15 protein-coding genes are annotated in these 16,337 nt (G+C 37.1%); 5 read left to right on the top strand and 10 right to left on the bottom strand.

Translation table 11 applies throughout. From position 1 onward, the window contains the following. Nucleotides 1–81: 81 nt before the first annotated feature. From aroC to seqA, 4 genes are read right to left on the bottom strand one after another with little or no spacing between them, the layout of a single operon-like run. Nucleotides 82–1,155, bottom strand: coding sequence for a chorismate synthase (gene aroC, locus HMPREF2813_RS02745; protein ID WP_005688091.1), 1,074 nt, complete (start codon nucleotides 1,153–1,155; stop codon nucleotides 82–84). Between the two features lie 9 nt (nucleotides 1,156–1,164). Next, entirely contained in the window at nucleotides 1,165–4,485 is a 3,321-nt protein-coding gene (gene mscK, locus HMPREF2813_RS02740) for a mechanosensitive channel MscK (protein ID WP_041174605.1), read from the bottom strand. Between the two features lie 41 nt (nucleotides 4,486–4,526). After that, the gene (menE, locus tag HMPREF2813_RS02735) at nucleotides 4,527–5,885 is read right to left on the bottom strand and encodes an o-succinylbenzoate--CoA ligase (RefSeq protein WP_014550551.1); all 1,359 of its coding nucleotides are present in this window, start codon (nucleotides 5,883–5,885) and stop codon (nucleotides 4,527–4,529) included. A gap of 2 nt (nucleotides 5,886–5,887) precedes the next feature. Next, on the bottom strand, nucleotides 5,888–6,481 hold the full coding sequence (gene seqA / locus HMPREF2813_RS02730) for a replication initiation negative regulator SeqA (protein WP_005648714.1): 594 nt from the start codon (nucleotides 6,479–6,481) through the stop codon (nucleotides 5,888–5,890). Nucleotides 6,482–6,551: 70 nt separating this feature from the next. On the opposite strand from seqA, the gene HMPREF2813_RS02725 reads away from it, so the two are divergent. From HMPREF2813_RS02725 to fur, 3 genes are all read left to right on the top strand, one after another. Next, nucleotides 6,552–7,334, top strand: coding sequence for an alpha/beta fold hydrolase (locus tag HMPREF2813_RS02725; protein WP_014550552.1), 783 nt, complete (start codon nucleotides 6,552–6,554; stop codon nucleotides 7,332–7,334). A gap of 94 nt (nucleotides 7,335–7,428) precedes the next feature. Next, the gene (gene fldA, locus HMPREF2813_RS02720) at nucleotides 7,429–7,953 is read left to right on the top strand and encodes a flavodoxin FldA (RefSeq protein ID WP_005648709.1); all 525 of its coding nucleotides are present in this window, start codon (nucleotides 7,429–7,431) and stop codon (nucleotides 7,951–7,953) included. A gap of 27 nt (nucleotides 7,954–7,980) precedes the next feature. Beyond that, a complete protein-coding gene (fur, locus tag HMPREF2813_RS02715) occupies nucleotides 7,981–8,421 on the top strand; it encodes a ferric iron uptake transcriptional regulator (protein WP_005671209.1) in 441 nt (146 codons plus the stop codon). Nucleotides 8,422–8,528: 107 nt separating this feature from the next. Here fur and gdhA read toward each other — a convergent pair whose 3' ends face one another. The 5 genes from gdhA to HMPREF2813_RS02690 all read right to left on the bottom strand — a co-directional run bounded on the left by gdhA (nucleotide 8,529) and on the right by HMPREF2813_RS02690 (nucleotide 12,435). After that, nucleotides 8,529–9,878, bottom strand: coding sequence for an NADP-specific glutamate dehydrogenase (gene gdhA / locus HMPREF2813_RS02710; protein WP_048946737.1), 1,350 nt, complete (start codon nucleotides 9,876–9,878; stop codon nucleotides 8,529–8,531). Between the two features lie 360 nt (nucleotides 9,879–10,238). Further along, a complete protein-coding gene (tatC, locus tag HMPREF2813_RS02705; protein WP_011961785.1) occupies nucleotides 10,239–11,009 on the bottom strand; it encodes a twin-arginine translocase subunit TatC in 771 nt (256 codons plus the stop codon). Nucleotides 11,010–11,018: 9 nt separating this feature from the next. Next, on the bottom strand, nucleotides 11,019–11,579 hold the full coding sequence (tatB, locus tag HMPREF2813_RS02700) for a Sec-independent protein translocase protein TatB (protein WP_005648701.1): 561 nt from the start codon (nucleotides 11,577–11,579) through the stop codon (nucleotides 11,019–11,021). Between the two features lie 3 nt (nucleotides 11,580–11,582). Then, entirely contained in the window at nucleotides 11,583–11,810 is a 228-nt protein-coding gene (gene tatA, locus HMPREF2813_RS02695; protein WP_005648696.1) for a twin-arginine translocase TatA/TatE family subunit, read from the bottom strand. 217 nt (nucleotides 11,811–12,027) lie between these two features. After that, the gene (locus HMPREF2813_RS02690; protein WP_005691542.1) at nucleotides 12,028–12,435 is read right to left on the bottom strand and encodes a MerR family transcriptional regulator; all 408 of its coding nucleotides are present in this window, start codon (nucleotides 12,433–12,435) and stop codon (nucleotides 12,028–12,030) included. A 148-nt stretch (nucleotides 12,436–12,583) separates the two neighbouring features. Here HMPREF2813_RS02690 and HMPREF2813_RS02685 point away from each other — a divergent pair, with 148 nt between their 5' ends. Together HMPREF2813_RS02685 and fghA are read left to right on the top strand one after the other, a co-directional pair. Further along, nucleotides 12,584–13,693: an S-(hydroxymethyl)glutathione dehydrogenase/class III alcohol dehydrogenase gene (locus HMPREF2813_RS02685; protein ID WP_196427695.1), complete on the top strand. Its 1,110-nt coding sequence runs from the start codon at nucleotides 12,584–12,586 to the stop codon at nucleotides 13,691–13,693. Nucleotides 13,694–13,701: 8 nt separating this feature from the next. Continuing rightward, complete coding sequence (gene fghA / locus HMPREF2813_RS02680; protein ID WP_014550554.1) at nucleotides 13,702–14,529, top strand: S-formylglutathione hydrolase; 828 nt, start codon at nucleotides 13,702–13,704, stop codon at nucleotides 14,527–14,529. 187 nt (nucleotides 14,530–14,716) lie between these two features. Here fghA and HMPREF2813_RS02675 read toward each other — a convergent pair whose 3' ends face one another. Next, nucleotides 14,717–16,156, bottom strand: coding sequence for an alanine/glycine:cation symporter family protein (locus tag HMPREF2813_RS02675; RefSeq protein WP_041174606.1), 1,440 nt, complete (start codon nucleotides 16,154–16,156; stop codon nucleotides 14,717–14,719). Nucleotides 16,157–16,337: the final 181 nt, after the last annotated feature.

Genomic DNA, 16,337 nt, shown 5'->3' with positions numbered 1-16,337 from the left:
TTACACCTACCCCAAAGGGGTAGCATCAAACTAACCTAGGGTATACCTACCCTAGGCACAGACTCCCATCTTACACTAAGATTATTTACACTGTGCCTTAAAACGTAAGAGATGATCTAATAAGACAATCGCCACCATAGCTTCCGCAATTGGCACAGCACGAATCCCCACACAAGGATCGTGACGACCTTTTGTTACAACTTCTACGGGTTTACCATTAAGATTGATTGAACGACCAGGAATCGTAATGCTTGAAGTTGGTTTTAGTGCAATAGTGGCGATAATTGGCTGTCCTGAACTAATTCCGCCTAAAATACCGCCTGCATGATTACTTTCAAAGCCATTAGGTGTCATTTCATCACGATGTTCCGAACCTCGTTGTTTAACCACAGCAAAGCCATCGCCAATTTCTACACCTTTTACTGCATTAATTCCCATTAATGCGTGAGCAAGATCGGCATCTAAACGGTCAAATACTGGCTCGCCCAATCCTACAGGTACATTTTCTGCAATAACAGTAAGTTTTGCGCCAATAGAATCTCCTTCTTTTTTAAGTTCACGGATCAATTCATCGAATTTTTCTACCGCACTTTCATCAGGACAAAAGAATGGATTACTGTTTACCTTTTCCCAATCAATTTGTCCCACTTTCTGCGGAGCAATTTTTATATTACCGATTTGGCTTAAAAAACCTCGCACCTCAATGCCAAAATGTTCGCGTAAATATTTTTTCGCAATCGCTCCCGCTGCAACCCGCATCGCTGTTTCACGCGCTGACGAACGCCCACCGCCACGATAATCACGGATGCCATACTTTTGCTGATAGGTAAAATCCGCATGACCAGGGCGGAAACGATCTTTAATGTCACCATAATCTTGCGAACGCTGATCACCATTTTTAATGATCATTCCAATACTTGTGCCTGTGGTTTTTCCTTCAAACACTCCCGATAAAATTTGAACTTCGTCATCTTCACGACGAGGCGTAGTATATCGAGATGTTCCTGGTTTACGGCGATCTAGATCTGGCTGAATATCTTTCTCGGATAATTCGAGATTTGGTGGCACGCCATCAACGATACAGCCTAATGCAATACCATGTGACTCCCCAAAGGTTGTCACACGGAAAAGTTGTCCAATTGTATTACCAGCCATAATTTCCCCTTATTTTTTTACATCAACGAAAGGAATTTCTTCGCCTGTATCATTATTTTTGATAAATACATCTAATTGATTAAAGGCAATATCAATATTATGTTCTGCAAATAATTCATTAATACGGCGATTAAGGGCATCTGTAGTACTGGTGCGATCCCCAACTTGTTCTACATAAACACGTAACTCGTGATCCAGTGTACTTGCACCAAAAGTTAAAAAATAAGCAGATGGTTTAGGATCGCGTAAAATAGTCGGCTGTTCATCAGCTGCTTGAAGTAATAATTGGCGCACGAGTGTTAAATCAGAACCATAAGCAACACCAACGCTAATCACTAAACGTGTCATAGTGTTAGATAATGCCCAGTTGGTCACTTGACCTGTCACAAAAGATTTATTTGGCACAATCACTTCTTTGCGATCAAAATCAATCAATGTAATTGCACGGATACGAATTTTCGCTACAGTACCGCTCACTTCATTAATGGTAACCACATCGCCAACTCGGATTGGGCGTTCAAATAACAAAATGATACCTGACACAAAGTTTGCAAAAATCTCTTGCATACCAAAACCAAGACCAACAGAAAGTGCGGCGAATAACCATTGTAATTTTGACCAAGACATCCCTAAGGTTGCAAATGCCCAAGCACCACCAATGGCGATAAAAATATAAGTAAGTAGTGTCGTAATCGTATAAGGCGTACCTTGTGAAAGATTCACGCGAGAGAAAATTAATACTTCCAAAATGCCTGAAATATTACGAACCAACACATAAGTAATTCCTACGATAACCAAAGCAACAAGAAGATTAAATAAAGTAATGCTTTCCATTACAGTGCCAGCATCGGTTGTCGTGGTTTGTTGCCAAAGTGTAATTTCACGTAAATAGCTCACTACTGTGACTAAATCTGACCATACATAGTAGAAAATCCCTAATAATGCTGTCCAAATAAAGAGATCTACAAAACGTAATAATTGGCTACGCACATCATTTAACGCCAAACTTTCCTCTGGCTCTCCCACTGCAACCACATCATCAGAGGATATATTTTCATAATTATTTTCAAGTGCTTTTTGACGACGTTTTTCTGCTAAACGGCGATGTGCTAAACGACGAGAAGAAACCGTAATACCACGGTAAATCGTATTGCGTACTAACCACCATACACACCAAGCAATATAAGAATGAATAAAATGCTCAATTAAATTTAAAGCGGTGTAGTAATAGCCTAAAACAATAAGTACGATTAATCCCACAGGAATTAATCTCAAACCAATTTGTACAATTCTTATTAACCAATGATGTTTATTTGTTTCAGGTTCATAAGAGCGAAGTACTCGATTAAAACGAGGGGCAATAATCGCCGCACAGAAAATTAGAGCCGCAATAGTATTAATTTGACCTAACACATCATTAGCTAAACCTGCATCAGTGACATTGCTAAACACAGAAGTATTTAAAAGCAATACAACCACAATAATAATGCGCTGGATAACACCACGAAAACGTTGTGCATTCTCTTTTGAAGATTCAAAATGATTAACAAAAATACCATTTGGACGGAACAATGAAATCCAAAATGTAAAGAACCACCAATAACCCGCCATACTAAATGACCAATGCCAAAATTCTTCTGGATTTTTGAAGAAAAAGAAGCCGATCATTTGGCAAACTGCTAAAAACCAAAGTGTACTAGAAAGCGTTAAAAACGCTGTTAATAACAGGGCAAGTGGAGTACTCCACTGACTATCTGTATCTAAACGATGTATTTCACGATTAATTTTGTTTAATTGTTGTTTAATACGATTTTTAAATTTAAAAATTGCACCGCCTACAATAAATAATCCTAAGAAATACATCAGCAAATAAGGTAAATTGTCATAATTAGTTGGAAAACCTAATTTTTTCAACATACCATTAAACTGTTCAATTAAAGCTCTTGGCAGCATTTTTACCCAATCTAAATTAATAGGATTATTACTTTTCACCCAAAAACTTTGCTGCTCTAATTTAGATTGAATTTGATCACTGATTTGTGTAATTTGCAGCTGTGTTAATTCCAAAGAAATCGCGAGATTTAATTGATTATTTAAAGATTTAATCAGATCAGATGTCATTTTCCGACGCTCAGTTAATAGCGTTTTAACTTGCGTTCTTTCTGCCTCAGTAAATTGTTTTCCATCTTCACTTTCAACTTTATTAATATAGTTATCTAGATCATAAAGTTCATTGCGTTTTTGAGTAATGTCAAAAATATGTACACGCAAATCGGCAATTTGTTTTGATAAACCTTGAATATTTAAGTTAGTCGGTAATTTTTGTTTTTGTTGTTGGATAATACGTGAAAGAACTAACGTGCCTTGTAATGCACTAATTTGTTCATCAATAGTACGTTGAGTTTGAGTGAGGCTATCTAAAATATTCCGCATTCTTAACTCATCTTGAGTTAATGAATTCGCTTTTTCTGTTTGTTGTAATAAATACTGACCAAGCTGTGCATTGCGATCAAGTTCTTTTTGAATGTAATCATTTTGCACAGTTTTTTGCTGTTGCTGAGCTTGTTCTACTTGATTTTGTGATTGCTGAAGATTTTTTTGATTAATGACTTCTTGAATCGCAATAATATTTTGCTGCTGTACTTGCAAACGTAAATTCAATAGGTCATAACGGCTTTGATAGAGTAAAGAAAGCTGATCATTATTTTTTAATAAGTTTTGATTATAACTATTCTTTAAATCAATCAGTTGTAATTCAATCTGATATTGTTTTCGCAATATGCTACCAATATCATTATTGGCTAATTGTTGATTGATTTGCTGTGTGCGTACAACATTTTCTGTTAATGCCGCTTGTGCTCGTTCAGAAATAGAACTTTGCCCTGCCAATTGTGCATTTACTGTGCTTAATGCGTTTTGCGTATCTTGTAATTGATCATTTAACTTAGTGAGACTATTTTGTAAATAGTCCTGTGATTGCGCATTATAATCAGTACTTGTTGCCGTTTCTTGTTGTTTTTTTAATGCTTGAATTTCTGCATTATTCTTTCTAATTTCACTCTCTGAATGGCTTAATGTTGTTTGCAATGCATCATTGATTTTTTGTTGAGCTTGAATTTGCTGCAATAAATCAATTGATGTTTGTAATTCTGCTAACAACCTATTTTTTGCCTCCCCCTCACTCATTTTTTGAGCGTTAGCCAAATCGGCTTTAAGCGATTGCTCCGTTGGTAATACATTTGTTGAATTTGCCGCCAATACTCCTTGCGAAACGCTAAGGGTAAACATTGCCGAGGCAAAAAGTGCGGTAAAAAATGGAGGTATTTTCATAAGTTTCCTAATCATTATTTTTCCCTAATCTAAATGGTAAATTAATTTATCTCATCTCGCTTTGCCAGCCAATCAGCAAGCTGTTTACGTGAGATCTTAATGCCTTTCTCAAGTATCAGTGGCAAAGGATAATATGCAATAGGTTGTTTAAAACGTGCAAGTTTATCTTGTAAAAAAAACATTAAATTTTCAACCGCACTTTTGCTAAAGGGTTCATTAAAATCCACTAAAGCGACAGGACGCTGACCAAATTCTTTGTTTTTTTGTGGTAAAACAAACACTTGATTAACGGAAGAATGTTGAATAATCACTTGTTCAATTTCTTCTGGCTGAATATTTTCGCCACCTGAAATAAACATATTATCAAGTCGTCCGATAATAACAAGTTCGCCCTCTTGCCAAATGCCTTTATCTTTTGTCTGAATCCAGCCTTGGTTATTCGTTAATGGAACAATTTGTTGATCTTTCCAATAACCCATCGCCAAACCTGCACCTTTCAGCCAAATTTCATCATTTACTAAACAATACTCTCTACCTAAGAGCGGTTGCCCTACGCCTTGTTTTCCGTCAGATTTTTTAGCAAAAACTGTCGAAGCCATTTCCGTCATTCCGTAGCCAGAATACGTTTCGATACCGTATTTCACCATTTTTTGTGTAAGTTCTGTCGGAATATGCGCACCGCCCAGTAAAATATGACGCGTAGCAAATGAAATGCTCGGATTTTCCTGTAAATAATCTAATAAACGCTGTAATTGCGTTGGCACAAGAGAAACGTGGGTCGTCTTTAATAATGAAGCATAAAAATCATCTTCTGGGAAATGTAATTGTGCACCGCAATATAACCAACGCCAAACAATACCTTGCCCTGAAACGTGATATAAGGGTAATGAAAGTAACCAAGATTGATTACAATCAAACTTCATTAAGTTACATACCCCTTTTGCATTATCCAAATGCGCTTGGACATTATGCACAACTGCTTTTGGTAAACCTGTCGAGCCAGACGTGAGCGTCATTGTAGCTGGGCGAAAAAAATCGGCTTTTTGTGTAAAAACACCAATTTCTTGCAAATTCAGTAAATCTTTATCATAAAAACAAAAATCAATTTGATAAAACTCACATAATTTTGCAATTTTTTCTTGTGGAAAAGCAGGGTTTATGCCTAAAACTTTTGCACCAAGCTGAATTGTCGCCAGATATAAAAATAAAATTTTCTCTGAATTTTTTCCCACAAAAGCAACCGCACTTTCCGCATTTACGCCTTTTTTTTGTAAAAAAGCCACTGTTTGGTTAATCTTTGTAGTCAATTCTATCCAAGTAAGCACATCGCCCTGCGTAGTACGCAAAGCGATTTTATTTGAGAAATCAGGTTGAATAGCAAAATCTTGCCAAGGATACATTATTAATTTACCGTGAAATATGATCGCACTTCATCAATCAATGTTTCAGGTAATTCCATAGATTGCATTGCGCCTTCTAGCATTAACATTTTTCGTCCACTATTTGTATTGGTAATAACCCAATAAGGCGTATCTGGAATTTGTTTTGGTTTAGTATGGTTACCTGCCATTAATAATGTCGCTTCATCGCGTGCAAAGTAAACTCGAGTACGTCCTTGTAAAGATTCCGTTGCTTGTGCAAAACTTTCAGGATTTGTACGATAAAGCACACGTAAAATCGCTAAGAAACGTACAACAGCCTTACTTTCTTCTTGAAATTCAGTTGAATTTAATAAAGTTTGGACTTTTTCTACAATCTGATTAATTGCGGTTATTGATTGCTTTTTTGTTGTTTTGATATTTACTTCTTTCACATTGATAGCCTGTTTTGGCTTTTGATCTGTTTCTGCTGAAGTAATAATTAAATCATTAACAATTGAAGTATGCACAGGTAAACTAAGCAAACGGCGTAAAATATCCGAAGCACTTTCTCCAATAGAGCGGGTTTGGCTCGCAATATATTGGTATAATTCTTCATCTACTTCAATGATCTTCATTTTTATCTCTCTGTTTGCTAAAATTTTTTTCAATTATAACGACTTCTTTACAAATTCTCACGTAAAAATTATGGCAAAATCATTACTCAATTATCAATTTCATCAAGTAAAACAAACGATTAATACACCTGTTTTAATTTTTATTCACGGTTTATTCGGCGATATGGATAATCTCGGCGTTATCGCGAGAGCTTTTAGTGAACATTACAGTATTTTACGTATTGATTTACGCAATCACGGCCATAGTTTTCATTCGGAAAAAATGAATTATCAACTGATGGCTGAAGATGTTATCGCAGTAATCCGCCACTTAAATTTATCCAAAGTGATATTAATTGGTCATTCTATGGGGGGAAAAACCGCCATGAAAATCACCGCACTTTGCCCAGAATTAGTCGAAAAATTAATCGTAATTGATATGTCCCCTATGCCTTATGAGGGATTTGGTCATAAAGATGTTTTTAATGGCCTATTTGCGGTAAAAAATGCAAAGCCTGAAAATCGTCAGCAAGCCAAACCGATTTTAAAACAAGAAATTAATGATGAAGACGTTGTACAATTTATGTTGAAATCTTTTGATGTTAATTCAGCTGATTGTTTTCGTTTTAATCTTACCGTGCTTTTTAACAATTATGCCAATATTATGGATTGGGAAAAAGTACGTGTATTTACGCCAACTCTTTTTATTAAGGGTGGAAATTCCTCTTATATAAAAATAGAAAATAGCGAAAAAATTCTAGAACAATTTCCTAATGCAACTGCCTTTACGATTAATGGGAGTGGACACTGGGTTCACGCCGAAAAACCTGATTTTGTTATTCGTGCAATTAAACGATTTCTAAATAAGAATTAAGTGGTTTAAGTGAGAATGCTTTTATGATATAGTTCGCCGAATTTGGATAAGTCTTATAATCAATAGATTAAATTTAATATAAAAGGAAATAAAAATGGCAATAGTTGGTCTTTTTTATGGTAGTGATACTGGAAATACTGAAAACATCGCAAAACAAATCCAAAAACAATTAGGTAGCGATTTAATTGATATTCGTGATATTGCCAAAAGTAGCAAAGAAGATATTGAAGCATACGATTTCTTGCTTTTTGGTATTCCAACTTGGTATTACGGCGAAGCACAAGCAGACTGGGATGATTTTTTTCCAACACTCGAAGAAATCGATTTTACAGATAAACTTGTAGGTATTTTTGGCTGTGGCGATCAAGAAGATTATGCGGATTATTTCTGTGATGCTATCGGAACTGTACGCGATATTATAGAGCCACACGGTGCAATTGTGGTAGGAAATTGGCCAACAGAAGGCTATAATTTTGAAGCTTCAAAAGCCTTATTGGAAGATGGCACTTTCATCGGATTATGTATTGATGAAGATCGCCAGCCAGAGCTTACCGCAGAGCGTGTAGAAAAATGGTGTAAACAAATTTATGATGAAATGTGTTTAGCTGAATTGGCTTAACATTTTTGCATAATAGGAAGAAAAATTATGTCTGAAGAAAATATTAAATTACTCAAAAAAGCAGGATTAAAAATTACAGAGCCTCGCTTAACTATCCTCGCTTTAATGCAAAATCATAAAAATGAACATTTTTCTGCAGAAGATGTTTATAAAATTTTGCTGGAACAAGGTAGTGAAATTGGATTAGCCACAGTTTATCGTGTGCTTAATCAATTTGATGAAGCGCATATTGTAATCCGTCATAATTTTGAGGGAAATAAATCCGTTTTTGAGCTTGCTCCAACAGAACATCACGATCATATTATTTGTGAAGATTGTGGCAAAGTATTTGAATTTACTGATAACATTATTGAACAACGTCAGCGTGAAATCAGCGAAAAATACGGCATAAAATTAAAAACGCATAACGTATATCTTTACGGAAAATGCAGTGATATTAATCATTGTGACGAAAACAATTCAAAATAAATAATATCTAAGGCGACAAAATGTCGCCTTTCTTATATTCAAATTTTATCCGAAAAAATAACCGCACTTTATTACAGTGCGGTTATTTAATTTAACTTTTTTATCTGTTAATAAACGCCTTGAGCCAACATAGCATCAGCTACTTTAACAAAGCCTGCTACATTTGCACCAACAACATAGTTGATGTTTTCTTGACCTTCAATTGTGCCGTATTTTTTACAGTTTGCGTGAATATCTAACATAATGCGATGTAATTGAGCATCCACTTCTTCCGCTGTCCAATATAAACGTTGTGAACTTTGTGCCATTTCTAAACCAGAAGTAGCAACACCACCAGCGTTAGCAGCTTTACCCGGGCCAAATAATACATCTGCAGCTAGTAATGCTTCTGTTGCTTCAATTGTTGTTGGCATATTGGCACCTTCAGCCACTAATTTCACACCATTTTTAATTAAAAGTTGTGCATCAGAAAGTTCTAACTCATTTTGAGTTGCACAAGGAAGCGCGATATCAACTTTCACTTCCCAAGGGCGTTTACCTTCAAAATATTGTAAACCAAACTGTTCTGCATAATCTTTCACACGCCCACGTTTTGTATTTTTAATTTCGAAAAGTGCGGCTAATTTTTCAGTAGTAAATCCATTTGGATCATAAACATAACCCGATGAATCAGAACAAGTTACTACTTTTGCACCAAGCGATAATGCTTTTTCAATCGCGTATTGTGCTACATTACCAGAACCAGAAACTGAAACTACTTTACCTGCAAAACTATCGCCTTTTTCAGCAAGCATTGCTTGAGCAAAATAAACTAATCCATATCCCGTTGCTTCCGGACGAATTAAACTACCACCGAAAGAAAGACCGCGACCAGTGAAAACACAGGCTGATTGGTTTGATAATTTTTTCATATAGCCAGCTAAATAGCCAACTTCGCGCCCACCGACGCCTATATCGCCTGCGGGAACATCTGTATCAGCTCCTACGTGACGATAAAGTTCAGTCATTAATGCTTGGCAAAAACGCATAACTTCAGCATCAGATTTGCCTTTAGGATCAAAATCTGAACCGCCTTTTGCCCCGCCCATAGGTAATGTTGTTAAAGCATTTTTAAAGATTTGCTCAAAACCTAAGAATTTTAAGATAGATAAATTTACTGATGGATGGAAACGCATTCCCCCTTTAAATGGGCCTATGGCACTATTAAATTGTACACGAAATGCTCTGTTTACTTGCACTTGCCCTTTATCGTCAGTCCACGCCACACGGAATTGAAATGCACGTTCAGGCTCAACTAAACGTTCTAATAATGCTTCTGAACGATATTTAGGATTGGCTTCTAAAAAAGGCCAAATTGATGTGAATACCTCGCGAACCGCTTGTAAAAATTCAGGTTGATAACCATCGCGTTGAGCAACTTTTGTTAAAAATGCGTCTAAGGAAGCAACTTTTGACATAATGAATTTCCCTCTTTGTTGATGTTGTGTGTATTGTATTTTTATTGTATTCGCCTCGTGAGGCGTATAGACAATATGCAATGGCTAATTTAATCTTGCAACCATTTTTATAAAGGAAATTTAAAGAAAAGGAAAAAGTAAAGAAATTATCTAAAAAATATCGTATTTATTAGATAAAAAATAAAAAAACGACAGAAAACCATCAGGTAATGATATTTTCAATAAAAAATATAGAGCAGACTACAAATCATATTTCTAGTAAATCACTACGAAAATATGTTTTATGAAAAAACAAAATTAGGGTTATATCAATATAATAAAAACGGGGGCAAAGCCCCATACGATTAACAATTCAGTTCATCATTGTGTTTTTTCTGATTCATCATTATTTTTAACCGCACTTTCGTCGTCTTTTGGTTGATAAAATCGAGCGACCAATAGACCGATCTCAAACAGCAAGCACATCGGTATGGCAAGCAAAGTTTGTGAAAAAACATCAGGAGGCGTTAAAAGCATTCCAATAAAAAATGCCGCAACAATAATATAAGGGCGTTTTTCGGAAAGAGCCTTTACAGTGGTAATACCAGTCCAGCAAAGTAGAATAATCGCAATTGGCACTTCAAAACAAACGCCAAAAGCTAAAAATAACGCTAAAGCAAAATCTAAATAACTACTAATATCTGTTGCGATGGTAACGCCTTCTGGGGCTGTTTGTGTAAAGAAGCTGAATACAAGAGGAAAGACGACATAGTAAGCAAAAGCAACACCGCAATAAAATAAAATCGTACTGGAAAATAACAACGGATAAATCATCCGTTTTTCGTGCTGATATAAAGCAGGTGCAATAAAAGCCCAAATTTGATAAAGCAAATAAGGGACAGAAATAAAAATTGCAACAATCGCAGTTAATTTAATTGGCGTAAAGAAAGGCGTTTGAATATTGGTTGCAATCATTGTTGCGCCTTTTGGCATAACAGCCGTTAAAGGTGCAGCAACAAAATGATAAATATCATTGGAAAAATACACCAAAGCAACAAAAACCAACACTACACAAATCACACAGCGTAATAAACGGTTTCTTAGTTCAACAAGGTGCGTAATTAAAGGTTGAGATTCATCCACATTACTCATAAAAACTCACTATGATTTAGTTTTTGAAGATTGAGATTTTGACGCTGGAGCGATTTCAATATCATCAGGAGGATAATAGCTAGATAAATGTGTGTTCAGTTCTACTTTCTCGTGAGTTTCAAGTGCGGTCAAATCTGTAGGTGTTTTTTCTGCTTCAGATAAAGTTTCTGCAGCCTCCTCAACTGAGATTGCATTTTGAGACTTTTCTGCATTTTCAGCCGCACTTTTGATTTCTTTGATTTGATCTTCCACCGTTGTACCAGCTTGAGCTGCTTTATCTTCTAGCTCCGCTTTCATCTTATCTGCTTGAGCTTTTAATTCTTCCACCGTTTTACTCAATTCTGGTGAAAGAGCTTGCAAATTAAGGGATTCCGCTTTTTTAATACTATCTTGTAATTCTTGCAATTTTAGCTCTTGTTTCAACTCATTTTGAACGTTAGCAGCTAAACCACGAATTGTTTTTACCCAATCCATTACAGTGCGAATTGCTATAGGCAAACGTTTCGGGCCTAATACAACCAATCCCAAAACCATGAGTAAAATAAGTTCTGAAAAACCAATATCAAACACGGATTAAGCCTGTTCTTTCTCTTTTATATTTTCTTTTTTTGCAGACGCTGTTTCATTATCTATAGACTTAAATTCCGCATCTTTTACTTTTTCATCTTCTTTCATCGCCTTTTTGAAACCTTTCACAGCTGCGCCAAGATCTGAGCCAGCATTTCTTAATTTTTTCGTGCCAAAAATCAATAAAATAACGACTAATAAAATAATCAGTTGAGCGGGGGATAAACCAAACATAATAAACTCCGTTCTGTAAAAAAGAAAAAATTTGGCTCGGAATATACTCTTTTTAGCCATTTAGAACAATAGCTATCGGAGATTATTTTTATGTTATCCTGATCTTGATCACAAAACCTGATTTTTAACTTATTTATGTAATAAAAAAGTTAAAATTTATCTATCTCTAAAAATTGTATTTTTCTTCTAATTCTGCGATGTGAGCACTTTTATCCTTTTAGCTCGTTTCAGGAATTTGCGGTAAATTCACAGCTTTTACCGAGCCTAGTGCTTTCGCTTTTTGATAAAATGCTAACTTATATTCCAGTAAGTCTAAATAGCGTTTTAATTCGGCAATTTGACACTTTACATTTTTTGTTTGATTTTCAAATAAGGAAAGGCGTTCTTCAATGGTATCGTCGCCAATGATGGTACATTCCGCAAAGCGTTTGATGTCTTTTAAACTCATTCCTGTATTTTTCAAGCATTGTAATAAACTCAACCATTGCAAATCCTTGTCGGTAAAACGGCGATTACCGTATTCATCACGTCCGACATTAGGTAACAAGCCTTCTTTGTCATAAAAGCGTAAGGTGTAGGCGGAAATGCCTATTTTTTCAGCAGCTTTAGCGGTGGTGTAAGTCACTTTTTATTCCCTTTAAACAAAAATGATAAAAAACACTTGCTTTAGAGTGAACTCTAAAGTGTAAACTGATGCTATCTTGCTTAGGCAAGGCAAATTTGTCAATGAATTAAAAGGAAAAACAATGGAAATTAAACAAATCAACTCAACCATCAAATCTCGTGCGGCGGTAGCATTCGCCCCAAATCAACCCTTACAAATTGTAGAAATCGACGTAGAAATGCCTCGCAAAGGCGAAGTGTTAATTCGTAACACGCACACGGGCGTTTGCCATACTGATGCGTTTACGTTATCAGGAAGCGATCCTGAAGGGGTATTCCCTGTGGTGCTAGGACACGAAGGTGCGGGTGTGGTTGTTGCGGTTGGCGAAGGTGTGTTAAGCGTAAAACCAGGCAATCACGTCATTCCTCTTTATACTGCTGAATGTGGCGAATGTGAGTTTTGCCTCTCGGGTAAAACCAACTTATGCGTCTCAGTGCGTGACACGCAAGGTAAAGGCTTAATGCCAGATGGTACGACGCGTTTTTCTTGCCAAGGCAAGCCAATTTATCACTATATGGGCTGTTCGACTTTCAGTGAATACTCAGTTGTTGCGGAAGTTTCACTGGCGAAAATCAACCCTGAAGCGAACCACGAACAAGTATGTTTGCTCGGCTGTGGTGTCACCACAGGTATTGGTGCGGTACATAATACGGCAAAAGTGCAAGAAGGCGACTCTGTTGCCGTGTTTGGCTTGGGTGCGATTGGTTTAGCGGTAGTGCAAGGTGCGCGTCAAGCCAAAGCCGGCCGTATTATCGCCATTGATACCAATCCTGCAAAATTTGAGTTGGCAAAACAGTTTGGTGCAACGGATTGTTTAAACCCGAACGATTACGATAAGCTGATCAAAGATGTGTTGTTAGATATTAATAAATGGGGCATTGACCATACCTTTGAATGTATCGGTAATGTAAACGTAATGCGTCAAGCATTAGAAAGTGCTCACCGTGGCTGGGGACAATCCATTATCATCGGCGTAGCGGGTGCAGGACAAGAAATTTCAACGCGTCCGTTCCAATTGGTAACAGGCCGTGTTTGGAAAGGTTCGGCATTTGGTGGCGTGAAAGGTCGCTCTGAACTTCCGCAAATGGTGGAAGATTCAATGAAAGGCGACATCCAGTTAGAACCGTTTGTGACTCACACAATGCCACTTGATCAAATTAATGAAGCCTTTGAATTAATGCACGAAGGTAAATCGATCCGCACTGTTATTCATTACTAAGGTACGTTATGAAACTGATTGAACAACATCAAATTTTTGGCGGTTCGCAGCAAGTTTGGGCGCATAATGCCCAAACGCTTCAATGCGAAATGAAATTTGCCGTCTATTTGCCAAATAATCCGGAGAATCGACCTCTTGGCGTGATTTATTGGCTTTCTGGCTTAACTTGTACAGAACAAAATTTCATTACCAAATCAGGCTTCCAGCGTTATGCGGCAGAACATCAAGTGATTGTGGTTGCGCCTGATACTAGCCCTCGTGGAGAGCAAGTGCCGAATGATGCGGTTTACGATTTAGGGCAGGGCGCGAGCTTTTATCTTAATGCGACCGAGCAGCCTTGGGCGACGAATTATCAAATGTATGATTATATTTTGAATGAATTGCCTGATTTGATTGAAGCAAATTTCCCTACCAACGGCAAACGTTCCATTATGGGACATTCAATGGGTGGACACGGTGCATTGGTATTGGCACTGCGAAACCAAGAACGTTATCAAAGTGTTTCTGCTTTTTCGCCCATTTTGTCGCCAAGCCTTGTGCCTTGGGGAGAAAAAGCCTTTTCTGCCTATTTAGGGGAAGATCGTGAAAAATGGCAGCAATATGATGCCAGCTCGCTCATTCAACAAGGCTATAAAGTGCAAGGTATGCACATTGATCAGGGCTTGGAAGATGAGTTTTTGCCTACACAATTGCGTACCGAAGATTTTATCGAAACCTGTCGAGTGGCAAATCAGCCAGTCGATGTGCGCTTCCATAAAGGCTATGATCACAGCTATTACTTCATCGCCAGTTTTATTGGCGAGCATATTGCCTATCATGCGGCATTTTTGAAGTAAGCTAAAGAGCGGTCAGTTTTCAAAGCAGTTTGGGATAGCCGGCACGAGGGCGGTAAAAAGTGCCGGCAATAGTTTATTCAGTCTGAACTAGAAGAAGAACCAAGCCTGAAACAATATCAAAAAATTTCTTTAAATAATAATCTAACTCTTTGGAAAGGTAGATAATCTCTTTCTAGCCATTTTATCTTTATTTCCAAATGCGAGAATCAAATATTTTCTTACGTAATTCAGGGTATTCATCAATTTTAAACTCTGGCGTTTTTCCTTCTTTAAGCTGGCGTTGATAATCTTTCATTAATTTCCATACGATTGGCGACAACATCAAAATTGCAATCAAGTTAATAATTGCCATGACTGCCATTACCGTATCTGCGAAATTCCACACCACATTACCAGAGCGAACCGCACCGAAATACACGAAAAATAGCACCATTAAACGGAACAAAAATACAAACCAAGGTTTATTTTTTATAAAACGGATATTGCTTTCCGCATAAGCATAGTTACCAATAATAGAAGAATAAGCGAATAACAATAAGATAAACGCTAGGAAATGCACCCCAAATTCACCTATGTGATATTGCAAAGCATTTTGCGTAAGAGAGATACTTTTGAGCGTTTCGCTACCATAATTATTCGAAAGCAAAATAATGACGGCAGTACAAGTACAAACGATCATTGTATCAACAAACACACCGAGCATTTGCACTAAACCTTGGCTAACTGGATGTTTAACGTGAGCTGCTGCAGCCGAATTAGGCGCAGATCCCATTCCCGCTTCGTTTGAGAATAAACCACGTTTAATCCCCATCATCATTGCTTTTGATACCAATGCACCAAACATTCCGCCAGCGGCAGCATCAAAACTAAATGCACTTTGAACAATACGATGAATCACGGAAGGGATCATATCAATATGCATGCCAAGAATAATTACCGCCATAATCAAATAGAAAAGTGCCATCATTGGTACAAGGTTGCTCGAAATAATCGCAATACGCTTAACGCCACCGAAAATAATAAGTGCGGTAAAAATTACTAATGAAATACCGACATATTCCCCTTTCCAATTCCACGCATTACTCGTCGCTTCAACAATAGAGTTTGCCTGCACAGAATTAAAGGCAAAACCAAATGTAAAAATTAATGCAAGTGCAAAAGCCACTGCCATACAACGTGATTTTAAACCTTGAACAATATAATAAGCAGGGCCACCGCGGAATGATCCATCTTTATCTTGAATTTTAAATAATTGAGCAAGGGTAGATTCAGCGAAAGCACTCGACATACCAATAAATGCCGTTACCCACATCCAAAACACTGCGCCTTCGCCTCCCAAGGCGATTGCTGTTGCAACCCCACCAATGTTACCCACACCAACGCGGCTCGCAAGACCTGTCGTAAACGCTTGGAAAGGTGTTAATGAATTTCCCTCCACCGCACGACCAAACCACATTTCACGAAGGCTTGCTGGGAATAAACGGAACTGCACAAATCCTGTTGTAATGGTAAAAAATAGACCAGTCCCAAGCAAAATAATAATTGTGGCATTCCATAAAGGCCCATCAAGGTGTGCGACTATCCAAGTTAGCACTTCTTCTAACATTTTTGAAAATTCAAAGTCCATAATCATCCCTCAAGCGATAAATAATTTGATTGTATGGTTTTTCAATGAAAAGGCGAGATTTTTTAATGATTTCTCTAAAGAAAAGAAAAACAAAAAAGAAAAAATCTAATAAATTTAGAATATTCTAAATATTTTTCAAAATAAAGGGCGTATTATTTGAACACGCCCCACTAGTTTGTTG

The sequence above is a fragment of the Haemophilus sp. HMSC066A11 genome (assembly GCF_001811665.1).
Taxonomy (GTDB): Bacteria; Pseudomonadota; Gammaproteobacteria; order Enterobacterales; family Pasteurellaceae; genus Haemophilus; species Haemophilus influenzae.
The sequence above is the reverse complement of the archived record's forward strand: the minus strand, read 5'-3'. Positions and strand labels throughout refer to the sequence as shown.